Origin of the sequence: Arthrobacter sp. AOP36-C1-22, from assembly GCF_052377515.1 — a bacterium.
Classification (GTDB): Bacteria; Actinomycetota; Actinomycetes; order Actinomycetales; family Micrococcaceae; genus Arthrobacter_H.
On record NZ_JBQSWW010000004.1, the window covers coordinates 50304 to 76596 of the forward strand.

Below are 26293 nucleotides of genomic sequence, written 5' to 3' on the forward strand. Positions count from 1 at the left end.
GACGTAGGATGTCCGACGTATTCATGTAGACTGTAAGCGTCATCACAGATGATGGTCAAGTGGTGTTGCCCACATTCGAAAGAGTCATCCGTCAAGGGACCGATCACCCCGGCCCCTCCCCCGAGGAAGGAAGCCCGCCTTGAGCGCTCCCGCACGTCATATCCGACTCGGCGCCCAGGAACGCCTGCGCGCCCTGACCACGGATCTCATGGACCTCATCATCGATCGCGGACTCAGGGCCGGTGACGCACTACCCACCGAGGCCGTCCTGACTGCGGAGCTCGGCGTGGGCCGCAACACCCTGCGCGAGGCCATCAAGGTCCTGCAGGCCCTCGGGGTGGTGGAGATCCGCCACGGCTTCGGCACCTTCGTCGCCGCCAACAACCTGGTCGCCCTGGCCGACAGCCTGACGTTCCGCGGACGGATGTCCTTGCGCCATAAGGGTCATGAGGCCCATGAACTCGTCGAAGTCAGGCAGGCCCTGGAGTCCGGCCTGATCGGTTCCGCGATCGACTCCCTCGATGACGCCCATCTGGACGAGCTCGAGGCCCTGGTCGCCCGGATGGAGGTCCTGGCCGCCGACGGGCGGACCTTCGTCGAGGTCGACCAGGAGTTCCACCGGCTCCTGTTCTCCCGCCTGGAGAACGAGTTGCTGACCAACCTGCTGGGAGTCTTCTGGCAGGTCTACCGCACCATCCACGAAGCCATCGACGGCCTCGGGGGCAACACCTCCGGGACCACCCTGCCCGAGACGGCCCAGATCCACCGCGACATCCTCGGGGCGGTCCAGTCCAAGGACAAGGACGCCGCCGCACGATTGATGCATCGCCACTTCGATGGCATCCGCGAACAACTCGCGGACTTCGCCCTCGAGGCCTAGGCGTATCGGGGCCTAGGGGCCGGACGCGGCGGCCGGGCGGACGAAGCGAAGTTCGGCCCCCTCGGCGGGCTCGGGCCGGAAACCGTGGGATTCCAGCACCCGGATCGAGGCCTCGTTCCCCGGAAGGACCCGTCCCAGCAGGGCCCGCCCGCCGAAGACCGAACGGATCGGCTCCAGGGCGGCACCGAGCATCCAGCCGGCGATCCCCCGCCCCCAGGACCCGGGGTGGACCCAGTACCCGATTTCCACGGCGGGACCACGGCGCGAGGAGACGAACAGACCCACGCGATGGCCGTCTTCGAGGCCGATGAACCATCGCACGGCGCCCGGGTCCCCGCCCGGGAGGCCACCGAGGGCGTCGCGGACGCGCCGGCCGGTGTATCCGGGGCTCCAGGGCTCTCCGTTGCCGACATAGCGGGTCACCCGGGGATCGCCGGCCAGCGTCGCGACGAATGCCGCATCATCGGCGGCAAAGTCGCGCAGCACGCGCGCGGCGGGGCCCGTGGCCGGAGCATCGGTCATGTCCCGATTTTTGCACCGACCCGGCGGGCCTGTCCACGCTGCGGGACCCGTCTAGCTGCGGACCCGCCGCCCCCACGTGTGCGGGGCCGGTTTGCGCGCCCCGGGAAGCGCCGTCGATTCGCGCCACTGCGTCGCCCACTCGGGCAGCTGCAGGTCCTCGGGGACTTCGGCACCGAAAGCCGTGAGGATCTCCTCATTGGTCAGCGGCCCCTGGCGCCCCAACAGGCGGGTGCAGATCAGTGCGCTGACATAGATCTCGCCGCCGGAGACGATCCGCTGCTCGAAGTAGATGCTGCGTTCGTCCATGCCGGCGATCCGTGTTTCCACGCTGAACTTCTGGTTGAAGACCACCGACTTCCTGAACGTGATGGTCTCCGCCTGGACCACCGGGGTCCAACGGCGGCGCTTCATCGTGTCCCACGCCCCGGCGCGGACCATCAGATCGAACCGTCCCAGGTCGAAGATCGAGAAGTACATGCCGTTGTTGATGTGCCCGGCCACGTCGATGTCGGTGAGCAGGGCACGCATCGGCATCGAATCGACGTCGAAAAGGTCGAGTTTCGGCCGGCGTCGGGCCTGCAGGAGCATGAGCAGGAGGCGGAAGATCATGTGCATGCCCTCATGTTACCCATGAGTAACCAGTTCGTCACTCCCCCGGCGGCGGGTCAGCGGTTGCGCAGGGAGTATCCGTTGATCGCATCCGCCGCACGAATGAGGGTCAGATGCGAGAAGGCCTGCGGGAAGTTCCCGGCCATCCGCCCGCTGACGGTGTCGTATTCCTCGGCCAGCAGCCCCAGTCCGTTGGAATACCCCACGAGCTGGTCCATCAGGGACCTGGCATCGTCGATGCGCCCCGTGCGGGCATACTGCTCCACCAGCCAGAACGAGCAGGCCATGAAGGGATGCTCGTCACCGGCCAGGCCGTCATGTCCCGCGGAGGTCCTGTACCGCAGGAGCAATCCCGACTCGTCCATCAGATCGCGTTCGAGGCGTTCCACCGTTCCGAGCATCTTCGGATCGTCGTAATCGATGAACCCGACCTGGGGCAGCACCAGCAGCGAGGCGTCGACCTCGGTGTCACCGTAGGTCTGGGTGAAGCAGTTCTCCCCGGTGTTGAAGCCGTGCTCCATGATCTCCGCGTGGAGGCGGTCGCGCAGCTGTGCCCAGGAGGCGTCGTCGCCGTCGAGCCCGTGTTCACGCACCGCCCGCACGCCACGGTCGAACGCGGCCCACATCATCACCCGCGAGTGGGTGAAATACTGCAGGTCCCCGCGCATCTCCCAGATGCCGTGGTCCTTATGGTCGAAGTGCCGTTCCACGTACCCGAGCAGGGTCTTCTGCAGGGGCCAGGAGAAGTGGTCCTCCACGCCCCCGATGTTCCGCAGCTTCTCCAGCGCCACGAGCACCTCGCCGACGACATCACCCTGGTACTGGTCCACGGCTCCGTTCCCCACGCGCACCGGCAGCGAGCCCTCGTACCCGGGCAGGTGGTCCAGGTCGCGTTCGGGCAGCCGCCGCTCCCCGGCCAACCCATACATGATCTGCAGGTCCTCGGGGTCCCCGGCCACGGCGCGCAGGAGCCAGTCGCGCCAGTTGAGCGCCTCCTTCTCGTAGCCGTGGGTCATCATCGCCTCGAGCGTCAGGGCGGCGTCACGCAGCCAGCAGAAGCGGTAGTCCCAGTTCCGTTCCCCGCCGAAGTCCTCCGGAAGCGAGGTCGTCGGCGCGGCGACGATCCCGCCGGTGGTTTCGTGGGTCAGCGCCCGCAGCACCAGCAGCGAGCGCTTGACGACCTCGTGGTAGGACTCCTGGGCAGGAATGTCCCGGGACCAGCGCTGCCAGTAGGAGATGGTCTCCTGGATGCTCGACCCGGGATCGATGCGTGAGGGGACCTTGCGGTGCGAGGGGAACCAGCTCAGCTCGAAATCGACGGCTTCGCCGGCCGAGACGATGAAGTCCCCGAGGTGGCGGTGGCCCTCCCCGTGGGGCAGCCGGTCGCCGTGGAGCACCATGGCGTCGGGCCCGGCCATCGCGACGATCGAGCTCACCCCGGTGGAGGCGTCTTCATGGCGGCGGACCCAGGGGATCACCGACCCGTAGCCGAAACGGAAGCTGATCTCCTGGTGCATGGTCACGCTGCCCACGAGTCCTTCGACCCGGCGTACGATCGATGCCCTCCGAGCGCCGACCGGCATCAGATCGGTGACCAGCACCTGGCCTTCGGAGGTCTTCCAGAGGGTCCTGAGCACGAAGGTGGAGTCGATGTAGGTGCGCTGGACGACGACGGGGCGTCCGTCATCGGCCGGGCCGCCGGCCGACTCGGCGTCCTCGACCCCTGCGGCCCGGGCCGCCTTGATCCGCTCGGAGCGTCGGGCAGGGTGGTCCGACTCGCAGTCGTCGGCCGCGCCGGCGGGGGCCAGCAGCCAGCGACCGTGCTCGGAATCGCCCAGCAGGGCGGTGAATGCCGCATCGGAATCGAAGCGGGGGAAACAGAGCCAGTCGACACTGCCGGATTCGGACACCAGCGCACCGGTGCGCTGGTCGGAAAGAAGTGCGTAGTCTTCGATCAAAGAGGCCATCCCCCTAGCAAACCGCAGCGCGGGCGCCGGGGCAAGCCATCGTTGAAGGACACCATGTGGGCAGACGGGACCCTTCCCCACATAAGCCCGTTTATGTGTGTATTTCTGTTTTTCTGTTGACTTGCACTTCAAGGACCATCTAAAGTCAACGAAACACAGATTCATTGTGATGGAGACCACCGAAGGGACAACGCCATGTTTGCCGAGGAACGGCACCGTTTGATCGGCGACCGCGTCGCCGACCAAGGTCGGGTCACCGTCGCCGAGTTGGCGCGGCAACTGGATATCACCCGCGAAACCGTCCGCCGGGATCTGGCCCAGCTGGAGCAGGAGGGGGTCCTGCGCCGCGTCCACGGCGGAGCAGTCGCCGGGCGGACCACCAGCACCGTGGAGGAAAGCCTCAGCGTCAGGACCTCGTTGAACCACGAACAGAAGTCCCGTATCGCCGCTTCGGCCGTTGACCTGCTGCCGGCCGGAGCCACCTCGGTGGTGCTCGATGCCGGAACGACGACGGAACTGTTCGCCCAGCAGATGGCCTCCAGCCTGGGCGCTTCCCGGGCCGCGGACCTGTTGGTGCTCACGCATTCCGTCCCGGTCGCCTACCGGGTCGCCGCCAGCGGTTCCTTCCAACTCGAGGTCATCGGCGGTCGCGTCCGCGCCCTGACCAGCGCAGCGACCGGGGCCTCGACCATCGACCAGTTCCGTGCCCTGCGCCCGGATATCGCCTTCATCGGCGCCAACGGCGTCGACGCCGATTTCGGGCTGAGCACCCCCGATCCGTTGGAGGCCGCGGTGAAATCGGCGATCGTCGCCTGCGCGCGCCGCGTCGTCGTACTGGCCGACTCCAGCAAGCTCGGGGAACAGACCCTCATCCGCTTCGCCGCCCTGGAGCAGATCGACACCCTGGTCACCGACACGGCGCCGGGCCCCGAACTGGCGGCGGCGCTGGACCGGGCCGACGTGGAGGTGACGCTCGCATGATCACCACCTTCACCGCCAATCCCAGCATGGACCGCACCATCGACCTGGGGGCCACCCTGGTCCGGGGCGCCGTGCAGCGTGCCCTCCGCGCCGACGCCCAGGCCGCAGGAAAAGGGGTCAACGTCACCCGGGGGCTGGTCGCCGCGGGGGTCCCGACACTGGCCGTGCTGCCCGGGGACGCCACGGATCCCGTGGTGATCGGCCTCGGCATCGACCATCTGCCTCATCGGGCCCTGCCGATCGGGCAACCACTGCGCAGCAACGTCACGGTCACCGAACCCGACGGCACCACCACGAAAGTCAACGAGCCGGGCCCCACCATCGACGCCGCCCACCAGGCAGTCATCACCGAGGCACTGGTCCGGGCCGCCAACGGATCGTCCTGGGTCGTCCTGGCCGGCTCGCTGCCCCCGGGCCTGCCGACCGGCTACTACGCGGGAATCATCAACCACCTGCACGACTCCCTCGGAGGGAACTGCCCGCTGATCGCCGTCGACACCTCCGAGGCCCCGCTGACCGAATTGTATGCAGGAGCCGGCCCGCTTCCCGATCTGATCAAACCCAATGCCGAGGAACTGGCTAGCCTGGCCGGGAGCCACAGCGCGGCGGAACTGGAGGCGTGCCCGGAGTCGGCTGCCGCGGCGGCGCAGCGACTGGTCGAGCGGGGCACCGGGGCGGTCCTGGCCACCCTGGGCGCCCGGGGAGCGGTCCTCGTCACCGGCTCAGGCTCCTGGTGGGCCACACATCCGCCGGTGAAGGCCCGCAGTACCGTCGGCGCCGGGGACTCGTCCCTCGCCGGCTACCTCATCGCCCACGACCGCGGCGCAGCAGCCACCGACTGCCTGCGCTGGGCCGTGGCCTACGGGGCGGCAGCCACCTCGCTGCCCGGCTCGCTGATCCCCACCCCGGAACAGACCAGCCCGGATTCCGTCACCATCACGGAACTGCCCCCCTCCCCGATCGGCGGCCCCCGGTCCGCCGCACCCCAGACCGCTAAGGAATAACCATGTCCGAGCTCATCACCGCCGATCTGGTCCTGCTGGACCGGGACCTCGGCACCACCAGCGCCGAGGTCATCCGCGCACTCGCCGCGGTCGTCACCGAGGCAGGTCGTGCCACCAGTGCGGAGGCCCTGGCCGGCGATGGCATCGCCCGCGAATCCAAGACGGCCACCGGTGTCCCCGGAGGGATCGGCATTCCGCACTGCCGCTCGACGGCGGTCACCCGGGCCACCCTGGTGATGGCCCGTCTGGCACCGGCCGTCGACTTCGGGGCCAAGGACGGGCCCGCCGACCTGGTGTTCTTCATTGCCGCCCCCGAGGGTGCCGACCAGGAACACCTGAAGCTGCTCTCCAAACTGGCCCGTTCGCTGGTCAAGAAGGATTTCACCGCAGCACTGCGCTCCGCGGGCGCCGCCGCCGAGATCGTGTCATTGGTGGACGCTGCCATCTCCCCCGCCCCCGCCGCGCAGGCTCCCGTGGAAGCCACCGCCGCCCCGGAACCGGCGACCGGGCCTTCCACCCGCCGCACCTTGGTCGCGGTGACTGCCTGCCCCACGGGGATCGCCCACACCTACATGGCCGCGGATTCGCTCGTCGCCGCGGCGGCCGACGCCGGGGTCGACCTCCAGGTAGAAACCCAGGGCTCCTCCGGGTCGACCCCCTTGGACCCGGCAGTCATCGCGGCCGCGGATGCGGTGATCTTCGCGGTCGACGTCGACGTGAAGAACAAGGAGCGTTTCGCCGGGCTGCCCGTCATCCAGGTCCCCGTGAAGCGGGGCGTGGACGAGCCGGCCAAGCTCGTCGCCGATGCCCTGGCCGCCGCGGACAACCCGCAGGCCCGCCGCGTGCCCACCGGCGCGGGAACCGCGGATACCGATTCCGCCCCGGAAGGCCGGGAACGGGTCGGTGCCGCACTGAAGCGCTCGCTGTTGACCGGGGTCAGCTACATGATCCCCTTCGTCGCCGGCGGGGGGCTGCTCATCGCGTTGGGCTTCCTGCTCGGCGGCTACGAGATCTCCGATGTCGCCGACCAGGTATCGGTGGAGAACAACTTGTTCAACCTGCCCGATGGCGGGCTGCACATCTACCTTGCCGCCGTCGCCTTCAAGATCGGGAACCTCTCCATGGGGTTCCTGGTCCCAGTCCTCGCCGGATACATCGCCTATGCGCTGGCCGACCGCCCCGGCCTGGCTCCCGGCTTCACCGCCGGCGCCGTCGCCGGGTTCATGGGGGCCGGCTTCCTGGGCGGCATCATCGGCGGGCTGCTCGCCGGTGTCCTGGCCCGCTGGATCGGCAACTGGCGCGTCCCCAAGCTGCTGCGCGGGTTGATGCCGGTGGTGATCATCCCGCTGATCGGTTCGATCCTCGCCTCCGGGGCCATGTTCCTCTTCCTCGGCGGCCCGATCGCGGCCCTGAGCAACGGCCTGAACAGCTGGCTTTCGGCGCTCTCCGGCTCGGCCGCGGCCCTGGTCGGCCTCATCCTGGGGCTCATGATGGCCGTGGACCTCGGTGGCCCGATCAACAAGGTGGCCTATTCCTTCGCGGTCGCCGGTCTCGGGGCCGGGTCGATGGCCAATCAGGCCCCCTGGGAGATCATGGCGGCGGTCATGGCCGCCGGCATGGTGCCCCCGCTGGCCCTGGCCCTGGCCACCGCCCTGGACAAGAAGCGCTTCTCCGCCGCGGAACAGGAAAACGGGAAGGCAGCCTGGCTGCTTGGTGCGGCGTTCATCTCCGAAGGCGCCATCCCCTTCGCCGCGGCGGACCCGCTGCGCGTCATCCCCGCCAGCATGCTCGGCGCCGGGGTCACCGGAGCCATGATCATGGGATTCCACGTCACCAGCCAGGCCCCGCACGGAGGCATGTTCGTCTTCTTCGCCATCGGCAACGTGGCCATGTTCATCGTCTCGATCATCGTGGGCATGGTTATCTCCGCCCTCGCCGTCCTGGCCCTGAAGCGCTACGCAGTGAAGAAGCAGCCCGCCTCCGAGGACCAGGCCCTTCCGGTCACCGTCCAGGGATGACCCCGGACACCCTGACCCCCCCTCGACACAGTAAGGACAGACAGATGAGCACCATCCACGGAATCGGCGTCAGCCCCGGCCGCATCATCGGTCAGGTCCGCCGCATGGCCGATCCCATCGACGCCCCGCAGGACCCCGGAGCCCAGGAACTGGCCTCCCCCGGATACGTCGAGGAGGCCACGGCCCGGTTGACGGAGGCCGGTCGGGCCGTCGCCGCGGGGCTGCGCGCCCGGGCCGGGCAGGCCCATGGTGCCGGCGCCGAGGTCCTCTCGGCGACCGCATTGATGGCCACCGACTCGATGCTCCACAAAACCGCAGGAAAGGCACTGGCCGCCGGACGCGGGCTCGAACCGGCGATCTGGGAGGCGGCGGAAACGGTGGCGGCGATGCTGACGTCGTTGGGCGGCTACATGGCAGAACGGGCCGCCGACGTGCTCGACGTCCGTTCGCGCCTCATTGCCGAGCTGCGTGGCGTCCCCGCCCCGGGGATCCCCGACTCCGGGAGCCCGTTCATCCTGCTCGCCCGGGATCTGGCTCCCGCCGACACGGCCACCCTGGATCCGGCACAAGTCACCGCCCTGGTCACCAGCGAGGGCGGGCCCCAGTCCCATACCGCCATCCTCGCCCGGGCCCTGGGCCTGCCCGCGATCGTCGCCGCGGTCGGCGCGGAGTCCATCGTCGAGGGCACCGACATCTATGTCGATGGTGCCGCCGGGACCGTCTGCACCTGCCCCGGGACGGAGGAGCAGGCCGCGGCCCTGGCCTTCGCGGCCCGGGGCCCTTTGGAGGTCTTCAACGGTCACGGCACGACGGCGGATGGGCATCCGGTGCCCCTGCTCGCCAATGTCGGCGGCGGGTCCGATGCCGTCGCCGCGGCGGCCGCCGGGGCCGAGGGCGTGGGGTTGCTACGCACCGAATTCTGCTTCCTGGGACGTGATGCCGAACCCGGGCACGACGAGCAGGTCGCCGCCTACGGGGCCGTCTTCGTCGAATTCCCCGGGCGGAAGGTCGTGGTCAGGACCCTGGACGCCGGAGCCGATAAGCCACTGCCCTTCCTCACCGATGCCACCGAGCCGAATCCGGCGCTGGGCGTGCGGGGGTTCCGCACCAGTGCCGGCACCCCGGGGGTATTGGCCCGGCAGTTGGCGGCGATCGCCGCCGCGGCCGCGGCCCATCAGGCGCAGGTGAAGGTCATGGCCCCGATGATCTCCACAGCCCAGGAGGCCACCGACTTCGCTGCCCTCTGCGCCGTGGCCGGGCTGCCGGACCCCGGGGTCATGGTCGAGGTTCCCTCCGCGGCGGTACGTGCCGCCTCGGTGCTGCGTCCGGTCGCCTTCGCCTCGATCGGGACCAACGACCTCACCCAGTACACCCTGGCCGCCGACCGCCAGCTCGCTCCCCTGGCCGCCTTGAACGATCCCTGGCAGCCGGCGGTCCTGGAACTCATCCGGCTCACCGTCGCCGGGGCCGAAGCCGCGGGGGATTCCTCCGCCCCGCTCCGGCCGGTGGGCGTCTGCGGGGAGGCCGCCGCCGATCCTGCCCTCGCCGTCGTCCTGGTGGGCCTGGGGGTTGCTTCCCTGTCGATGACCGCCCGGGCGTTGGCCCCGGTGGCCGCCGTCCTGCGGACCGTCACCCACGCACAAGCCGTCTCGCTGGCCGCCCTGGCGGTGGAGGCCGAAGGCCCCGCCCAAGCCCGCGCCGCAGTGCGCGCGGCCTTGCCGGTTCTGGACGAGCTTGGACTCTGACCACCCACCATCCGAACCACCACCACAGGAGAAAACCATGGCAGAACGTACCGCAACCATCGCCAGCCGCGTGGGGCTCCATGCCCGTCCGGCCGCCATCTTCGCCGAAGCCGCCGGGGAACTCGATCTGGAGGTCACCATCGCCCTGCCGGGCGAGCCCGCCGATGAGGCGATGGACGCCTCAAGCATCCTGTCCCTGATGGGCCTGGGCGCCGAACACGGGACCACGGTAGTCCTGCGGGCCGAAGGGCCGGGGGCCGACGCCGCCCTGGACCAGCTCGTCGGCATCCTCGAAACGGACCACGACGCCGAATAGGCTCCCGGAGGGGAGCCAGGGCGACCGTGCGTCGCCACGGCCTGCGGGTCGGCGGTGGAACCGCCGGCGGCTCGTCCCAGCACCGAATGTGCATTTTTGGTCCCAGGGCCTGGCCCGGCATGGACGCGGGTTGCCACCCGGTGCCAAGGTGGGGGGATGAGCGCCACCATCAACTTCTACTTCGACCCGGTCTGCCCCTTCGCCTGGATGACGAGCAAATGGGTGCGGCAGGTGCAGGCACAGCGCGACTACACCGTGGACTGGCGTTTCATCTCGTTGCGCCTGATCAACGCCGAGGTCGACTATGACGCGCATTTTCCGCCGGAGTACGAGGCCGGGCACACGGCAGGCCTCCGCCTCCTGCGGGTGGCCGCTCGAGCGCGTGCGGAGCATGGCCGCGCCTCGGTGGCCGGATTATATGCGGCCCTCGGGGCACACATCTTCGACGCTGCCCCCGACCCGGCCGACCAGCGAGGCGAGGGTGGGGTGCGTGAGCGTCGAGGCACGCGTGGGTTCGTGGAGCCGATCCTCGACGAGGCCGGCCTGCCCCGGGCGTTGGCGCAGGCCCTCGACGACGAGTCCTGGGACCGCGGGATCCGCCAGGAGACCGACGAGGCGCTGGCGCTGACCGGAAAGGACGTGGGCACGCCCATCATCCACTTCGAACCACCCGCCGGTGTGGCGTTCTTCGGGCCGGTGATCAGCCGGCTGCCGGACGAGGATTCGGCCGCCAAGCTGTGGGACCACGTGGTCGGGCTGGCCCGGTTCCCGGGCTTCGCCGAACTCAAGCGCAGCCTGCGTGAGCAGCCACAATTGGCTGCCCTCCGCGGCAACACCACCACGGTCGGCCAGCAGGAGGACTGGCAGGGCGGCAGAAAGGCCGACCCGTCAGGAAGGAACAACCCATGACCCGGACCGCCCTCCGCCACCATGAGCAGTCCATCACGGTCGCAGCCACAACCGGGACGCTCTACGATCTGGTCTCCGACATCCGCCGAACCGGGGAATGGAGCCCGGTATGCACCTCCTGCTGGTGGGACGACGAGGCCGGCGCCGGGCTGCCCGGCGCCTGGTTCACCGGCCGGAATGAACTCCCGCACCGGACCTGGGAGACCCGTTCGCAGGTCGTGGCTGCCGAGTACGGGCGCGAGTTCGCCTGGATCGTCGGTGGCAGCTTCGTCCGATGGGGCTTCACCATGACCCCCGCCGATCCCGGAACGATCCTGCGCGAATCCTGGGATTTTCTGCCGGACGGGATCTCGATGTTCGAGGAGAAATTCGGTGACGGAGCGGACGCCCAGATCACCGACCGTACCCAGCAGGCTCTCGACGGCATCCCGAAAACACTCGCGGCGATCAAACGGATCGCCGAGTCCATCGGCCTGCATGAGGACGCCCGGTAACCTCGCCGCCCTCCGGCGACCCAGCAGCGCGAACCACCCATCAAGTGGTCTCATTCTTCTCTCCTTGCGGTCTCATCTTCGTCTCATCTTCGGTCCCTAGAGTTGTCCACCAGAGCAACGAGAGGGAATCATGTTTACGTTTTGGATGGCCTTGCTGGCCAATATCCTGGGCACCGCCGTCCTGGTGTACGTCGTCTACTTCCGCAGGCACCACCGCCGGGATCTTGCGCTGGCCTATGTCGCCCTGAGCATGGGGATCTTCGCGGTCACCCTGCTGCTGACCACCAGTGACGCAGGAATGGGCCTGGGCCTGGGGCTGTTCGGCATCCTGTCGATCATCCGACTGCGTTCAAATACCCTGACCCAGGAGGAAGTGGCCTACTACTTCGTTTCCCTGGCCATCGGGCTGGTCAATGGCCTGCATCCGGATCCCGCCTGGCTCGCCCCGACGATCACCGCCGCACTGCTGGTGGTCATGTTCGCCGCAGACCACCCGCGCTTCGCCGCCACCACGACCCGCCAGGTCGTGACCATGGACACGGCCTACCCGCGCCGGGCGGAGATGGATGCCACCCTGGAGCAGCTGCTCGGGGCCCGCATCCTGCGCACGGTGGTCCTGGAACTGGACATGGTGCGTGACACCACCGTCGTGGATGTGCGCTTCCGCGAATTGCCGGCCAAGACCAGCCGTCGGGCCCGGGACACCGTGGCCGAGCCGGTCCCCCGGCAGGAAACCACCGGTGCTTCCGCGCCCGCCGCGGCCGAAAGGGAGTACGCCACCCAGGGCCAAGGCTCCAAGTGAAGGCCCGCCAGGCGTTGGAGGACGCCGTCGCCGCCCGGGAACCAATCGGGCTGCAGGAGGTCAACGAAGGGGCCGCCCTGCAGACCCGGGTGGACCATAAGTACCTGCTGACCCCCGGGCAGTTCACGGCCCTGGCCGCGAAGCTGGACGACCGGTTCCGGGTGCTCACCATCGATGGCAGACGCACCTTCCGCTACGAATCGGTCTACTTCGACACCCCGGAATTCGAGCAGTATCGCGCCCACCGGCAGGGTCGCCGCCGCCGCTACAAGGTCCGCACCCGCACCTATGCCGACACCGGGCTGTGCATGTTCGAAATCAAGACCAAGGGCCTGCGCGGGGCGACCGTCAAACACCGGATCCCCCACCAGATGGACGACGCCGGCCGGATGACCTCCGACGCCCGCTCCTTCCTGGACGGGGTGATCGCCGCCGAATATTCCATGTCCCCCGCCGCACTGCAGCCGGTGATGGAAAGCGACTACCGGCGGGCGACCTTCGTCGATCCCGTCGACGGCGAACGCCTGACCTGCGATGTCGATCTGGTCTACTCCGACCAGGCCCGCACCTTGCACGGCCCCGAGCTGTTCGTGATCGAAACCAAGACGGCCTCCGGGCAGGGGGCCGCCTCCACCGCACTGTCCGAACTGGGCATCCGTCCGGTGAGCATGAGCAAGTACTGCGTGGGGATCGCCATGCTCCACCCCGAACTCCCGGCGAATAAGTGGAGCCGGCTGCTCCGGCGCAACTTCCAGTGGGAACCGGACCGCGCCGCCGCCGCCTGATCCCCTCCCCCTGACGGGCAAGGCCCGGGCCCCCACGGGGCCCGGGCCTTCTTCATCGTTTCCGACCGGTGAGCTGCCACCAGCGGCGCCGGCGGGGAGTCCCCGCTGGGACCGGGGCGACCACCAGTGCGGTGACGGACCCGGGGGCGATTTCGGTGTGCCCGGCGTCGTGGATCAGTGGCCCGGCGCCCACGGCGGCCGCACCGGCCAGCAGTTCGACTTCCCCTTGCCACCCGACGCAGACCTGTGGGCCGGCCCGGAACCATTCGACGCTGGGTTCCGGCCCCAGTTCCATCACCCAGGCGAAGAGTGCGTGGGCCGCCTGGGCTGCCGCCTTCCCGGTGCTCATCCCCAGATCCCGGTTCAGCACGATCCTCGGCCGGTCACCGGGTCCTCCGGGCCCGCAGGCAGCCGGGTCCCGGAGACCTGGAGCCGGGCCAGCGTCCTGGGCAACGCATCCATCGGCAGCGGAGGCAGGGCCATGGCCCTGCCCCGGCCGTGGGTCGCTTCGACGGCTTCGGGGTGGGCGGCGGCGGTCTTCGCGTAGTTTTTGGCATCGGCCCGGCGCACCGATTTGCCGACGGGACCTGACAACCACCGCTCCCAGGCGGGATTGGAAGGGTCCCTGGCCCGGGCCATCACCGAGGCCAGCGCCACGGCGGCGAGGCCATCGGGCTCGGGGGCCGGGCTTTCGCGGTCCACGAGCAGGACAATGACCTGGACCAGGGCCGCGGAGGAGCCCGGGGTTTCTTCGCTCATGGGCGGGCGGCTTTCGTGATGGGAGGGTAGTTGACTCCACCGATGATGCCACACAGACGAACGACGCCGGCCCGGGGTCGGAACCCCGGGCCGGCGTCGTTGGACACGCTGCGGATCTAGATGATCGCGTCGCTGAGGTGGTCGGGCGTACCGAAACGGTGGGCCGTGATCGAGATCGCCTGTTCACGCAGGAACGGGAGCATCTCGACCCGCCCCGCGGCCACGACCGGGTGGTCGTAGATCGCGACGTCGGGTTTGCCCTGTGCCGCGGCGTAGGTGGCCCGCGACGAGGCGCCGATGTAGCGGATCCGGGTTCCGGAATCGGGGCCGGTCCGGCGTGCCAGACGCTCGACGTGTCCCTTCCACATCCGGTCGTCCTCGACCGCCACCTCGACGCCCTCGGAACGCAGTGCCGCCAGCACGCGGGCCGGCAGTTCGGTGGTGACGCTGACACTGATCCCCGCCCCCGGGCGTTCGGTGGTGCCGATCCGTCCGCTGGCCCCGGCGCTGGAGGTGGCCTTATGGGCGCGGAGCCCGGCAGCCACCACCCGCAACAGTTCGGCCATCCCGTGGCCGGAGGTGCCCTCCTCGTAGCGCACGGTCACCGGGACCGGACGATAGCGGAAGAGGTTGCGTTCGGCCTGCAGCATGGAGACGTCCTTGACGGCCCCGAACTCCTTGACCACCTGGTGGTAGTCGGTCGCCCGGGCGGTCTGCAGCCAGAGGAAGTCCTCGGCGGCGATGGCGTTGCCCGTCGCGGGACCGGCCTCGGCTGCGACGACCCCGAGGATGTCGCTGCCTCCGGCGACCTCCGCGTTCGAGGTGGCCGAGGTGTCGGTCCCCGTCGCGGTGCGCACGGTGGCGTGGGAGACGGCCGCATGGGATTCGGCCGCGGCTTCGGCCTCGGCGCTGACCGGGGCGTCGGCCCAGGAGCCCATGCCGACCAGGTAGTTCGGCCCACCGGCCTTGGTCCCGGCGCCGACGGCCGACTTCTTCCAGCCCCCGAACGGCTGCCGGCGCACGATCGCCCCGGTGATGCCGCGGTTGACGTAGAGGTTGCCGGCCTTGACGTTGTCCAGCCAGTACTCCAGCTCATCGGGGTCCAGCGAGTGGAGCCCGGTGGTGAGTCCGTACTCGATGTCGTTGACCATTTCGACGGCTTCTTCGAGGGTCTCGGCGGTCATGACCCCCAGGATCGGGCCGAAGTACTCGGTCAGGTGGTATTCGGAGCCACGCTGCACCCCGGTGCGCACCCCCGGGCTCCACAGTTGGCCGGTGTCGTCGAGTTGGCGCGGTTCCAGCACCCAGCGTTCACCGGCCCCCAGGGTGGTCAGCCCGCGCAGCAGCTTGCCCTGCGCCGGTTCGATGACCGGGCCCATCTGGGTTCCGGCGTCGTCCGGGTAGCCGACCTGTAGTGAACGGACGGCGTCGATGAGCTGGCTGTGGAAGCGCGGCGACTTGGCGACCGCGCCGACCATGATCACCAACGAGGCAGCCGAGCACTTCTGTCCGGCGTGGCCGAAGGCGGAGGCCGCGACGTCGCGGGCCGCCAGATCCAGGTCGGCCGAGGCCGTCACGATGAGCGCGTTCTTGCCCGAGGTCTCCGCCAGCAACGGCAGGTCCTCGCGGAAGGAACGGAACAGTTCGGCGGTTTCATACCCACCGGTGAGGATCAGCCGGTCGACGCTGGGATGCGAGACCAGCCGGGTGCCCAGATCGCGTTCGGAGAGCTGGACGAAGGAGAGCAGTTCGCGACCGATCCCGGCCGCGTCCAACGCCTCCCAGATGGCCTGGACCATGATGGCCCCGGAGCGCGCCGCCTGCTTGGCCGGTTTGATGACGACGCCGGAGCCGGCGGCCAGTGCCGAGAGGGTGGAACCGGCGGGGATGGCCACCGGGAAGTTCCACGGAGGGGTCACCACGGTCAGCCGTGAGGGGACGAACGTGGCCCCGTCGACGGTGTCCAACGCGCGGGCGGATTCGGCATAGAAGTGGGCGAAGTCGATGGCTTCGGAGACTTCCGGGTCGCCCTGGTCCAGGGTCTTGCCGCATTCGGAGGCCATGACCTCAAGTAGTTCACCGCGATGGGCGGCGAGCCGTTCGCCGGCGTGGTGCAGGACCGCGGCACGCTCGGCACCGCTGAGCCCGCCCCAGGATTCCGCTGCCGCGTGGGTGGCCGCGATGACGGCGTCGACCTCGTCGGTGGTGTTCAGCAGATGGGATTCGATGGTCTCGCGCCCCAGTGTGCTCTGCGGGACCCTGGCCAGGATGTCGTTGGCCCAGGCCCGGTTCCCGGCCAGATCGGGGTCGGTGTCGGGGGTGTTGGAGAACTTCCGTTCCCCCGAGGCGTATTCGGCGACCTCCGCGGCGGCTGCTTCGGTGTCGTAGCTGCCGCGGTCCTGGATGCGGTTCGGGGTGGGGACGACATCGCTCAGGTCCTCCAGGGAGGCCCGGAACCGGTCCGTCTCGCGTTCGAAGAGGGCTTCGTTCTCGTGCAGTTCGAAGACGGCCGACATGAAGTTCTCCTGGCTGGCCCCTTCTTCGAGCCGGCGGATGAGGTAGGAGATCGCCACGTCGAATTCCCCGGGGTGGACCACCGGGGTGTAGAGCAGCAGGGAGCCGACGTCGGCCTTCACGGCCGCTGCCTGGCCGGTGGCCATGCCCAACAGCATCTCGAAGTCGATGCCTTCGGAGATCCCGCGGGCCTTCGCCAGCAGGTGGGCCAGGGCGACGTCGAAGAGGTTGTGCCCGGCGATGCCCAGGTGCACGTTGGCGGTGCGCTCGGGACGCAGTGCGTAGTCGATCACTGCCTTATAGGAGGTATCCGTGGCCTGTTTGGAATGCCAGGTCGCGGCCGGCCAGCCGTGGATGTCGGCTTCCATGATCTCCATGGGCAGGTTGGCGCCCTTGACCAGGCGGACCTTCACCGGTGCGCCGCCGGAGCCGACGCGTTCGGCAGCGAACTCCTGGAGTTCGATCATCGCCGGCAGGGCGTCCGGCAGGTACGCCTGCAGCACGATGCCGGCTTCGACGTCCTTGAACTCGGGCAGGGCCATGAGCCGTTTGAAGACGGCCATGGTCAGGTCGAGGTCCTTGTATTCCTCCATGTCCAGGTTGATGAACTTGCGCGGGGAGGAATCGCGGGCCTGCCGGTAGAGCGGGGTCAGCTGCTCCACGATGTTCCCGACGGCCGTGTCGAAGTCCCAGTGGTTGTGCGGGGCGACGCTGGAGGAGACCTTCACGGACACGTAGTCCACGTCGGGGCGGCGCAGGAGCCGGGAGATGCCCGCCAGCCGGCGACCGGCCTCCTTCTCGCCGAGGATGGCCTCGCCGAGCAGGTTGATGTTCAGCCGCACGTCCTCCTGCTGGATCTTCTCGATGGCCGGACCGAGTTTGGCATCGGTGGCATCGACGATCAGGTGGCCGACCATCTGGCGCAGGACGCGACGGGCGACGGGGATCACGACCCCGGGCAGGGCGGGGGCCATGGCCCCTCCGAGGGCGACGGCGGAACGCATGTACCAGGGCAGGAAGGAGGGGACCTTCGGGGCCAGTGCCCGCAGGTTCCGGGCGGCGACATGCAGGTCCTCCGGGCGGATCACCCCGTCGACGAAGCCGACGGTGAAGTCCAGACCCTGCGGATCCTTCAGCACTCCGGCCAGTTGGCGGGCCGAGGCATCGACGGGTTGTTTGGAACCTTCGGTCAGCCAGTGGCGGACCAGGGCAATGGCGTCGTCGGCCAGGTCCCGAGGGGAAATGGGGTCCGTCCCGACGGAAGGAGAAGTAGTGGTCACGTCAGTGATGCTCCTAGCAGAAAACGACCGGTGGGGAACCGGCCTGCGCGACATGGGGCAGAGTCCCCCACGAAGTAAGTATCCAACGCCCATGAGTTAAGGAAAAGCGACGAATAGTGAAGGATGATGTTAAGCGGAAGTGAATCGACGATGAATCGTGAAAGGGGTCACCATGCTGGAGGTCAGGAGGCTGCGCCTTTTACGGGAATTGAGCATCCGCGGCACGGTATCCGGGGTCGCCGCGGCGCTGAATTACAGTCCGTCGGCTGTCTCACAACAGTTGTCCCTGCTCGAGAAGGAAGCCGGGGTGGCACTCCTGCGCCGTAGCGGTCGGATGTTGGCCCTCACCCCGCAGGCGCAGGTCCTGGTTGCACACACCACCGAGTTGCTCGCGGCGCTGGAACGCGCCGAAGCCGCCCTGTCCAGCACCCTGCCGGCGATCTCGGGGACCGTGCGGCTGGCCATGTTCCAAAGTGCCGTACTGGCCCTGATGCCAGCCGCACTGGAGGCCTTGCGCACCGACCATCCGGGAATTCGCGTGGAAATGACCCAACACGAACCGGAAACGGCACTGCATGAGACCTGGGCCCGCGATTTCGACCTGGTGGTCGCCGAACAGTATCCGGGCCATGCGGCCACCCACTACCACGGGCTGGACCGGCAACCGCTGGCACTGGACTCCATCCGGTTGGGGGTGGCGGCCGAGGCGACCGGCCCCTCGGCGGTCGATGCCCTGGAGCAGGCCGCCACCCTGCCCTGGGTCATGGAACCGCGCGGCACCGCCTCGCGGCACTGGGCCGAGCAGCTTTGCCGGACCGCGGGCTTCGAACCGGATGTCAGATACGAATCGGCCGATCTGCAGGCACATATCGCCCTCGTGGAGTCCGGGCAGGCGGTGGCCCTGCTACCTGATCTGGTCTGGGCCCACCGTGAACCGCGGCTGCGACGCCTCGAAGTCCCCTCACGCCCCTGGCGGACGACCTTCACCGCCGCCCGGGAATCCAGCACCCAGAACCCGGCCATCGCCGCGGTCCGCAAAGCCCTGGAGGACCAGGCGGACTCCTTGGCCCGGAACACCCCCCATGTGGTCACGGAAAGATAACACCCCCGTGACGCCAATCACACAGATCATTGACAATGCCCTACTCTGAGAAGCACACACTCGCATCGCCCGGTGGTTGACAAAGGTTGACAGCTGGCCGGACGTACCTTTCCGGGGACTCCTCGGACGCACATTCCACCTTCCAGCCAAACGAGGAACACCATGTCTGAACAAGCATTCCAGCTTGTGGCCATCGTCATATATCTCGCCGCAATGCTCGGGATCGGCTACTACGCCTACCGCCAAACCTCCGACCTCGACGACTACATGCTCGCGGGCCGCGGACTCCGCCCCGGGGTCGCCGCACTCTCCGCCGGCGCCTCCGACATGTCCGGCTGGCTGCTGCTGGGCCTTCCCGGTGCCATCTACGCCTCCGGGCTGATCGAAGCCTGGATCGCCATCGGCCTGACCGTCGGCGCCTGGTTGAACTGGAAGTTCGTCGCCCCGCGCCTGCGCTCCTACACGGAGATCTCGCAGAACGCGATCACGATTCCCAGCTTCTTCGAGAAGCGGCTCAAGGATAATTCGCACGTGCTGCGCATCGCCGCCTCGGCGATCATCCTGGTCTTCTTCACCTTCTATGTCTCCTCCGGCATGGTCGCCGCAGGCAAGTTCTTCGAGAGCTCCTTCGGCTGGAACTACACCATCGGCATGGTCACCGTGGCCGTGATCACCCTGGGCTACACGCTCTTCGGCGGCTTCATCGGCGCTACCCTGACCGATGTCGCCCAGGGACTGCTGATGTTCGTTGCCCTGATCACCGTGCCGATCGTGGGCGTGATCGCCACCGGCGGCATCGGTGCCACGGTCGACGGCATCAAGGCGGCCCAGCCCGGCGCACTGAACCTCTTCGATGGATTCGGTGTGGAGCCGACCGGGCTCTGGCTGCTGGGCATCATTTCCGCCGCGGCCTGGGGCCTGGGCTACTTCGGCCAGCCGCACATCATCGTCCGGTTCATGGCACTGCGGAGCCCCGCCGACGCCAAGGCCGGCCGCCGGATCGGCGTCAGCTGGATGGCCATCTCGGCCCTCGGCGCCGTGGCCACCGCCCTGGTCGGCATCGCCTACTTCGCCGACGACCCGGCCAAGGAAATCACCGACCCGGAGACGGTCTTCCTGCTGTTGAGCCAGATCTTCTTCCACCCCTTCCTCGCCGGCCTGGTGCTGGCGGCGGTGCTGGCGGCGGTCATGTCCACGATCTCCTCGCAGCTCATCGTCTCCTCCTCCGCCTTGGTGGAGGACCTCTACAACATCGTCGGCCGGGAATCGACGCCCAAGAAGCAGGTCGCACTGGGCCGGGCCGGCGTGCTGGTGATCGCCGTGATCGCCTTCCTCATCGCCCTGGACCGCGAGGCCAGCGTGCTGGATCTGGTGGCCTTCGCCTGGGCCGGCTTCGGCGCGGCCTTCGGCCCGCTGGTGCTGCTGAGCCTGTACTGGCGCAAGCTGACGAGCACCGGCGCCTTGAGCGGCATGATCGTCGCCGCGGCCACCGTGTTCATCTGGGGCAAGACCCCCGTGTTGACGGAGAACCTGTACGAGATCATCCCGGCGTTCATCCTCAACGTCGTCGTTGCCGTCGTCGTCTCGAAGATGACGGCGAAGCCCAACGAACTCATCGACGAGGAGTTCTCCGCCATGGAGGGCCAGGTGGCAGCAAAGCCCCGCCAGGCCTCCACCAAGTAGAAGCAGGCGACCGCCGACGGCGGCATGCCACCAGCGTCCCGGATTCCGGGATGCCGGTGGCATGCCGCCGTCGTCTTTCCCGAGGGGGTGGACGGCTCGTGGCGGACCTCACGGACGCGATGTGACGACAAATCTGGTCCAGAGCGATTTTTGTCAATTCTTGCTGCTAATATTTCGATACGTACCCCGGAGACAGCATGTCCCCGGGGCAAACCGCCCACGCCACGTGGGAACGTAAAGGAGGAATATCGTGCTGCATTTCCTGGCTTTTCTACTTCTTGGACTGATTGCCGGTGCCATCGCGAAGGCGATCCTGCCCGGTAGGCAGGGAGGCGGCTGGATCGCCACCCTCATCCTCGGCGTCATCGGCGCCATGCTGGGTGGTTGGATCGGCGGCGAGTTGTTCAACGCTAATACAGGCCAATTCTTCAGCATCGTTTCCTGGATCTGGGCCATCATCGGTTCGTTGATCGTTCTGGTCATCTGGGGCTTCATCACAGGGCGCCGCAAGGCCTAGGCCATAGCGGCAACACCGACGAAGGTGGCCATCCCGCACGGGGTGGCCACCTCACGCGTTAACGCCCCTTTTCATGGCCCCTGTTTGTCCGGTGGTTCGCGGCTAAGCTGAAACCATGGCCTGGAACCGCACGCAAGAGCATGTGCTCGCCCTGGCGCCGGACGATGTCTGGCGCATCATCTCCGATCCCGCCCGCCTGCCCGACTGGAACCCCGCGGTCAGGTCCCTGGTCCCCGCCCACGACGGCGCCCTGGTTCCGGGCAGCCGGCTGGCCTTCACCCCGAATCCCCCGTTGCTGGGCGCGGTGCATTCGCGGACGGCACCGGATGCGGTGGTCACACGCAACCAGGCGGGGGTCTCCTTTGCCTGGCGCCAGCCGCAGCCCGGTGGTGGCCTGCTGGTGCATTGGGAGATCGCCGAGCATCCAGCCGGGACCCTGCTGACCCAACGGGTCGCCATCGAAGGCCACGGGTCCTGGCTGTTCACCGAGTCGAACGCCAAGCCGCTGGCCTCGCACTTCGCGGAGAATTGTGCCCGGCTCTACCGATTGGCCGGCGGAACCCCGGATCCGTCCCACCGGATCGTCATTGCCGGCGGCAGCGGCTTCCTCGGCATCCGGTTGGCCGCAGATCTCCTCTGCCACGGCCTGGACCCCGTGATCCTCACGCGGAGTCCCGACCCCGTCTCTCCGTTCCGCCAAGTCCGTTGGGATGGGCACAGCCAGGGCGCCTGGACCACCGAACTGGACCCTGCCGAGGGCAGCGTCAGCCTGGTCAACCTGGCCGGACGGCTGGTGGATGCCCGCCCCACGGCAGAGAACATCGCCGAACTGCGCGACTCGCGGGTCGATGCCACCCGCGCACTCGTCCAGGCCAGCCGGAAACACGAGGTCCCGCTGGACCACTGGGTCCAGGCCAGCACGACCGCCATCTACTCCGATGCCGGTGATGAACGGCTCACCGAGGACTCCCCCTTGCCCGAGGCCACGGCCGCCCTGCCGCAGATGACCGGTGTCGCCCGGCCCTGGGAGGAGGCACTGAACGGCGCCCGGGCCCTCCGGTCCACCATCCTGCGCACCGGCGTCGTCCTGGAACAGGAGAGTCCTGCCTTCGACCGGTTGTCCCTGCTCGCCCGCACCGGACTGGGCGGCCCGGTCGGCTCGGGCGTCCAATGGGTCAGCTGGATCCATCTGACCGATTGGCTGCGCATCGTGCGGGCCGGCCTCGGACTGGAGCCCGGGATCGATCTGGATGAAGGGGTCGTGATCGCCGCTTCCCCGGCTCCGGTCCGCAATGCCGGGTTCATGGCGGCACTGAGATCCGTGCTGGCGCCGGGCCCGTTGAAACGTTTCTCACTGGCCACCCCGGAACCGATGCTCAAACTCGGCGCGGCCGCCCTCCGCACCGACCCCGCCCTGGGTCTGACCGGACGGCATGCGACGTCGAACCGGCTGCCCCGGGCCGGGTTCGCCTTCACCTATCCCGAACTCGATGGCGCACTCGCGGCCATCACCGGTTAGTCCGCCATGCTCCGCTACGCGTACATGGACTCACCGATCGGTCGGATCCGGCTCTCCGCCACCGGGAAGGGGTTGGCCGGCGTCCACATGGAAGACCATGCCCACCAGCCCGCGGGGCCGCCGGAAGGCACCGAGGTCTCCGATTCCGCGCCCTGCCCGATCATCGGGCAGGGCATCGACGAACTCGGCGAATACTTCGCCGGCACCCGAACCCGTTTCGACGTGACCCTGGATCCCTCCGGCACCGACTTCCAGCAGCGGGTCTGGGCCCTGCTGCGCACCATCGACCATGGGACGACGCGCAGCTACGGGGATCTGGCCGCCGCACTCGGTGACCCTCATTTGTCCCGCGCCGTCGGTACCGCCAACGGACGTAACCCGCTGTCGATCATCGTCCCCTGTCATCGCGTCATCGGCGCCGATGGGTCGATGACCGGCTATGGCGGAGGGGTCGACCGCAAACTCTTCCTGCTCCGGCTCGAGGGCGTCCTGCCGTCGGCCGAGGACCAGCCCCCGTTGTTCTGACGCCCGAGGAGGCACCATGCGTACCGTCGCCATTGTCTACTACGGCCGCCACGGCCCCAGCCGCGCCTATGCCCAGGCACTGGAGAATGCCCTGCGCGGTGCGGGGAACCTGGCCGAACAGATCCAGGTGCGTGACGCCGCGGCCAACGACGTCGTCTTCTACGACGGGCTGGTCCTGGTCGGGCCGCCACTCTTCGGCCGCCTGCATGGCCTGGCCCTGGCCCGCGCGCTCGCCCCCGAACGCCGTAGCGCCGTCGTGGTCCTCGGCGGAAACCGGCCGGCGGAACACTACCGGAAGCTGTTCCGTCCGGCCGAGCGCCCCAGCATCTCCTTCTTCCAGGAGCAATCCCACCAGGACACCTCGGTGGTCTTTTCCACGGTGGCCCCGGTGGTGGACTGGGCCAGGAAGCTCTAGGAACGGCCACGGCCTACCGTGGAGTCACCAGTTCCCCCGAAATCAAGGAGACCACCGATGACCAACACCGATCCTCCCGGAACCACGCAGGAACTGGACCTGCGGGAACTGGATGCCCCCGAGCGCCACCGGCACGTCCTGGAACGGTATGCGCAGCTGCCGGTCGAGGCGTCCCTTCTTCTGGTCGACGACCGCGACCCGCACGACCTGCGCCACGAGTTCGAGTCCGAACACCCGGGCAGCCACGAGTGGGAGCAGCTGGCCTCCGGCCCCGGACGGTGGCGTATCCGCCTCACGAAAATGGCCAGCACCCCGCTGCCTCGGTTGCTACTCGACACCCGGGCCGTGGCCGGGCGAACGGGCGAACCCGGGGTCTCGGGAGCGGTGTGGAACATTCCGGCCCGCGAACGCGACCTCGACTCGAACATCATCTCCCTGGAGCCTGGAGGCTCCATCGACGCCTACGCCGGCCCCGAACTCGATGTACTCATCCACGTCCTGGGCGGCGAGGGCACCCTGGGCACCGAACGCGGGGACGTCCCGCTCTCCCCCGGGTCGCTGGTCTGGTTGCCCCGCCGGTCCCGGCGGTCATTCGCGGCCGGGCCGGGCGGGCTGCGCTACCTCACGGTGCATCAGCGCCGGCAGTCACTGGTGCTGCGGACCACGCGTCCCGACGCCCCGGCCTGACCCCTCCTCAGGGTGCCGGTGCGGCCGCGGCCCGCCCGCCGGCCCGGAGCTGCACCAACGTCAGATCCACCAGCGGAGTGTCCACCTCCACGGCGCGGGCCCGCACCTGGAGGTCCCCCAGGATGTGTTCGGCCTCCGTGGCGTGTCCGGAGACCACATCACGGTAGAGCGAGGAAACGAACGCCGAACCGGGATCGGTGAGCAGACCGACGGCCTGGTCGTGGCTGGCCGTCTGCGTGCGATGCCCGGCCGCCGCGGCGACGGCCTCGGTTTCGGCGATCGCGGCATCGATATGGGCCCGCCCCCCGGCGGCGAGGATGTTGCCGACACTGTTGCGGAACAGGCAGGTGACGACCCCGGCGGCGGCAATGAACACCCACTTGTCCCAGAGCGCCTGCAGCACGTCGTTCGTTTCGAAGAGCTCCAGCCCGGGGACCCGCAGCGTGTCGGAGATCCGTGCAGGCACGGCACTGCCGTCGAAGGTGCCGATGGTCATGGTGGCCAGGTCCGTCATTTGCCGCACGGAACCCTCCTCGCCCAATGCGGCAATGATCTTCACCAACCCGCCCAGCGGGATTCCGGCCGGCAGGGACCGGATCAGGTCGATATGGCGCATCCCGTTGAGGAAGGGGACGACGGTGGTCCCGGTGCCGATGAACGGGGCCGCGTCGTCCAGGGCGGCGTCGAGGCCGGTGGCCTTCACGGCCAGCAGGACCAGATCGAATTCCCCGGCGGACTGACCGGCCGTGATGACCTGGACGGGCAGGACCCGGTCACCGTCCGGGGCCATGAACCGCAGCCCCCCGCGGCGGAGTTCTTCGGCCCGGGCGGCCCGGACCAGATAGGTGACGTCACGGCCTGCTTCCAGCAGTCGTGCACCAAAAGCACCACCGGTGGCCCCGGCGCCTACGATCAGTATCCTCATATCGACAGTATCCCCCACCCCCATGCCAGAATGTCCGAATGGACTTGAGTTACTTCTGGACCGGCTGGGAGCCGGTCATACATACCCTGCTCATCGGCATCGTCGGCTATCTCGTGCTGGTGATCCTGCTCCGGGGGACCGGGCCGCGCACCATGGCGAAAATGACGCCGTTGGACTTCGTCATCGCCGTCACCCTGGGGTCCACCTTCGGCCGCACCGTCACGGCGGTCGATGTCAGTCTCGCCCAGGCGGTGGCAGCACTGGTGCTGCTCGTCGGGGTGCAGTGGGCCCTGGCAGGTCTCCGGGCGCGCTGGAACGTCATGCGCCGTGTCCTGGACTCACCCCCGGTGCTGCTCTACTACAACGAGGAACTGCAGCACCGGGCGTTGCGCCGCCACCGGTTGACGGAAGCCGATGTGCACACCGCTGCCCGGCAATCGGGGCAGGGGTCCCTGGCGGACGTCCAGGCAGTGGTCCTGCAACAGGACGGCTCGCTGGGAGTCATCACCCGTTCCGCGATGGGCGACGGCTCCAGCATCCTGCCCTACGCCGAGCGCGAGGGTGAAGGCCACTAACCCGGGAAAGACAAAAAGGGCTTCCCGATTCCAATGAACCGGGAAGCCCTTTTCCTGTGGTGGAGGTAAGGGGATTCGAACCCCTGACCTTCTGCATGCCATGCAGACGCGCTACCAACTGCGCCATACCCCCGCAGGTCGTCCCCACCGTCGGCTTCCGACGTCCGGGACGATTCAATAATCTACAGCACCGGCCCCGTGATGCGCCAATCGGGGCCTCCCACGCGGGAGCGCCACCGGCAGGAGCGCCCCTCCCCTTCACAAGCCCGCGCTGCGGCAGCAGGATGGGTGGAGGACACCACCGTGTCCGTTCCCCCGGACGAAGGGCACCACCATGAGCATCGGAATGACCCCCTACTTGAGCTTCGGCGGCAATGCCCGTGAAGCCATGGAATTCTACAAATCAGTTTTCGGCGGCGAGCTGAGCGTGCTGACCTTCGCCGAGGGCATGGGCGAAAAGGATCCGGAACAGAGCCAAAAAGTCATGCACTCCTCGTTGTTCCTCGAACGGGGCATCCACCTGATGGCCAGTGATCCGGGCCCGGGATGCGATCCCACCCCGAACGGGACCATCTCGCTGAGTTCGGACGGGTCCGAGGGCGGCGACGGGGACACCCTGCGCGGCTGGTGGGACCGGCTCGCCGCCGACGCCACCATCACCATGGCACTGGAAGAAGCCCCCTGGGGCGATTCCTTCGGACAACTGACCGATGGGTTCGGCATCAACTGGATGTTCAACATCACGGCCGCCCACGGCTAG

At 68.5% G+C, this 26293-nt stretch carries 26 protein-coding genes and 1 tRNA gene; 19 read left to right on the forward strand and 8 right to left on the reverse strand.

Going from position 1 to position 26293, the window contains the following annotated elements:
* Positions 1-139: 139 nt before the first annotated feature.
* Positions 140-880 (forward strand): FadR/GntR family transcriptional regulator, encoded by a 741-nt coding sequence (locus ACT3S6_RS03685; protein WP_444553807.1) that lies wholly within the window; start codon positions 140-142, stop codon positions 878-880.
* A 12-nt stretch (positions 881-892) separates the two neighbouring features.
* On the opposite strand, the gene ACT3S6_RS03690 is transcribed toward ACT3S6_RS03685, so the two are convergent.
* Genes ACT3S6_RS03690 through ACT3S6_RS03700 form a run of 3 tightly spaced genes read right to left on the reverse strand, consistent with a single transcriptional unit; the run spans position 893 to position 3978 of the window.
* Positions 893-1402 (reverse strand): GNAT family N-acetyltransferase, encoded by a 510-nt coding sequence (locus ACT3S6_RS03690; protein WP_444553808.1) that lies wholly within the window; start codon positions 1400-1402, stop codon positions 893-895.
* Positions 1403-1453: 51 nt separating this feature from the next.
* On the reverse strand, positions 1454-2017 hold the full coding sequence (locus tag ACT3S6_RS03695) for an acyl-CoA thioesterase (RefSeq protein ID WP_444553809.1): 564 nt from the start codon (positions 2015-2017) through the stop codon (positions 1454-1456).
* 50 nt (positions 2018-2067) lie between these two features.
* A complete protein-coding gene (locus ACT3S6_RS03700; protein WP_444553810.1) occupies positions 2068-3978 on the reverse strand; it encodes a glycoside hydrolase family 15 protein in 1911 nt (636 codons plus the stop codon).
* Positions 3979-4173: 195 nt separating this feature from the next.
* Here ACT3S6_RS03700 and ACT3S6_RS03705 point away from each other — a divergent pair, with 195 nt between their 5' ends.
* The 9 genes from ACT3S6_RS03705 (at position 4174) to ACT3S6_RS03745 (ending at position 13032) form a co-directional block, all read left to right on the forward strand.
* The gene (locus ACT3S6_RS03705) at positions 4174-4959 is read left to right on the forward strand and encodes a DeoR/GlpR family DNA-binding transcription regulator (RefSeq protein ID WP_444553811.1); all 786 of its coding nucleotides are present in this window, start codon (positions 4174-4176) and stop codon (positions 4957-4959) included.
* Entirely contained in the window at positions 4956-5963 is a 1008-nt protein-coding gene (locus tag ACT3S6_RS03710) for a 1-phosphofructokinase family hexose kinase (RefSeq protein ID WP_444553812.1), read from the forward strand. Before ACT3S6_RS03705 ends, ACT3S6_RS03710 begins: the two co-directional genes overlap by 4 nt.
* A gap of 2 nt (positions 5964-5965) precedes the next feature.
* Positions 5966-7981 carry a PTS fructose transporter subunit IIABC gene (locus ACT3S6_RS03715; RefSeq protein ID WP_444553813.1) on the forward strand — a complete coding sequence of 672 codons (2016 nt, stop codon included), beginning with the start codon at positions 5966-5968 and terminating at the stop codon, positions 7979-7981.
* A 44-nt stretch (positions 7982-8025) separates the two neighbouring features.
* A complete protein-coding gene (locus ACT3S6_RS03720; RefSeq protein WP_444553814.1) occupies positions 8026-9726 on the forward strand; it encodes a putative PEP-binding protein in 1701 nt (566 codons plus the stop codon).
* A gap of 37 nt (positions 9727-9763) precedes the next feature.
* Entirely contained in the window at positions 9764-10042 is a 279-nt protein-coding gene (locus ACT3S6_RS03725; protein ID WP_444553815.1) for an HPr family phosphocarrier protein, read from the forward strand.
* A gap of 156 nt (positions 10043-10198) precedes the next feature.
* Complete coding sequence (locus ACT3S6_RS03730) at positions 10199-10951, forward strand: mycothiol-dependent nitroreductase Rv2466c family protein (protein WP_444553816.1); 753 nt, start codon at positions 10199-10201, stop codon at positions 10949-10951.
* Positions 10948-11445 (forward strand): SRPBCC family protein, encoded by a 498-nt coding sequence (locus tag ACT3S6_RS03735; protein WP_444553817.1) that lies wholly within the window; start codon positions 10948-10950, stop codon positions 11443-11445. The genes ACT3S6_RS03730 and ACT3S6_RS03735 overlap by 4 nt, the downstream gene beginning before the upstream one ends.
* 130 nt (positions 11446-11575) lie before the next feature.
* A complete protein-coding gene (locus tag ACT3S6_RS03740; RefSeq protein WP_444553818.1) occupies positions 11576-12247 on the forward strand; it encodes a DUF4956 domain-containing protein in 672 nt (223 codons plus the stop codon).
* Positions 12244-13032, forward strand: a complete 789-nt coding sequence (locus tag ACT3S6_RS03745) for a polyphosphate polymerase domain-containing protein (protein ID WP_444553819.1) — start codon at positions 12244-12246, stop codon at positions 13030-13032. Before ACT3S6_RS03740 ends, ACT3S6_RS03745 begins: the two co-directional genes overlap by 4 nt.
* Positions 13033-13084: 52 nt before the next feature.
* Here the strand turns inward: ACT3S6_RS03745 and ACT3S6_RS03750 are convergent, their stop codons facing one another.
* From ACT3S6_RS03750 to ACT3S6_RS03760, 3 genes are all read right to left on the reverse strand, one after another.
* On the reverse strand, positions 13085-13381 hold the full coding sequence (locus tag ACT3S6_RS03750) for a peptidyl-tRNA hydrolase (RefSeq protein ID WP_444553820.1): 297 nt from the start codon (positions 13379-13381) through the stop codon (positions 13085-13087).
* Between the two features lie 14 nt (positions 13382-13395).
* Positions 13396-13791: a hypothetical protein gene (locus ACT3S6_RS03755; protein ID WP_444553821.1), complete on the reverse strand. Its 396-nt coding sequence runs from the start codon at positions 13789-13791 to the stop codon at positions 13396-13398.
* A 116-nt stretch (positions 13792-13907) separates the two neighbouring features.
* The gene (locus ACT3S6_RS03760; protein ID WP_444553822.1) at positions 13908-17639 is read right to left on the reverse strand and encodes a proline dehydrogenase family protein; all 3732 of its coding nucleotides are present in this window, start codon (positions 17637-17639) and stop codon (positions 13908-13910) included.
* A gap of 118 nt (positions 17640-17757) precedes the next feature.
* Between ACT3S6_RS03760 and ACT3S6_RS03765 the strand changes: the two genes are divergently transcribed.
* From ACT3S6_RS03765 to ACT3S6_RS03795, 7 genes are all read left to right on the forward strand, one after another.
* Entirely contained in the window at positions 17758-18687 is a 930-nt protein-coding gene (locus ACT3S6_RS03765) for a LysR family transcriptional regulator (RefSeq protein ID WP_444553823.1), read from the forward strand.
* Between the two features lie 162 nt (positions 18688-18849).
* Entirely contained in the window at positions 18850-20370 is a 1521-nt protein-coding gene (gene putP / locus ACT3S6_RS03770; protein WP_444553824.1) for a sodium/proline symporter PutP, read from the forward strand.
* 253 nt (positions 20371-20623) lie between these two features.
* Positions 20624-20887 (forward strand): GlsB/YeaQ/YmgE family stress response membrane protein, encoded by a 264-nt coding sequence (locus ACT3S6_RS03775; RefSeq protein WP_444553919.1) that lies wholly within the window; start codon positions 20624-20626, stop codon positions 20885-20887.
* 115 nt (positions 20888-21002) lie between these two features.
* Positions 21003-22406: a DUF1731 domain-containing protein gene (locus ACT3S6_RS03780; RefSeq protein WP_444553825.1), complete on the forward strand. Its 1404-nt coding sequence runs from the start codon at positions 21003-21005 to the stop codon at positions 22404-22406.
* Between the two features lie 6 nt (positions 22407-22412).
* Positions 22413-22931 carry a methylated-DNA--[protein]-cysteine S-methyltransferase gene (locus ACT3S6_RS03785; RefSeq protein WP_444553826.1) on the forward strand — a complete coding sequence of 173 codons (519 nt, stop codon included), beginning with the start codon at positions 22413-22415 and terminating at the stop codon, positions 22929-22931.
* A 16-nt stretch (positions 22932-22947) separates the two neighbouring features.
* Positions 22948-23346, forward strand: a complete 399-nt coding sequence (locus tag ACT3S6_RS03790) for a hypothetical protein (RefSeq protein WP_444553827.1) — start codon at positions 22948-22950, stop codon at positions 23344-23346.
* 57 nt (positions 23347-23403) lie between these two features.
* Positions 23404-24033, forward strand: a complete 630-nt coding sequence (locus ACT3S6_RS03795) for a DUF2249 domain-containing protein (RefSeq protein ID WP_444553828.1) — start codon at positions 23404-23406, stop codon at positions 24031-24033.
* A gap of 7 nt (positions 24034-24040) precedes the next feature.
* On the opposite strand, the gene ACT3S6_RS03800 is transcribed toward ACT3S6_RS03795, so the two are convergent.
* Complete coding sequence (locus ACT3S6_RS03800; RefSeq protein ID WP_444553829.1) at positions 24041-24958, reverse strand: 2-dehydropantoate 2-reductase; 918 nt, start codon at positions 24956-24958, stop codon at positions 24041-24043.
* A 38-nt stretch (positions 24959-24996) separates the two neighbouring features.
* Here ACT3S6_RS03800 and ACT3S6_RS03805 point away from each other — a divergent pair, with 38 nt between their 5' ends.
* The gene (locus ACT3S6_RS03805; RefSeq protein WP_444553830.1) at positions 24997-25533 is read left to right on the forward strand and encodes a DUF421 domain-containing protein; all 537 of its coding nucleotides are present in this window, start codon (positions 24997-24999) and stop codon (positions 25531-25533) included.
* Between the two features lie 57 nt (positions 25534-25590).
* On the opposite strand, the gene ACT3S6_RS03810 is transcribed toward ACT3S6_RS03805, so the two are convergent.
* Positions 25591-25666, reverse strand: a tRNA-Ala gene (locus ACT3S6_RS03810).
* A gap of 201 nt (positions 25667-25867) precedes the next feature.
* Between ACT3S6_RS03810 and ACT3S6_RS03815 the strand changes: the two genes are divergently transcribed.
* Positions 25868-26293, forward strand: a complete 426-nt coding sequence (locus tag ACT3S6_RS03815; RefSeq protein WP_444553831.1) for a VOC family protein — start codon at positions 25868-25870, stop codon at positions 26291-26293.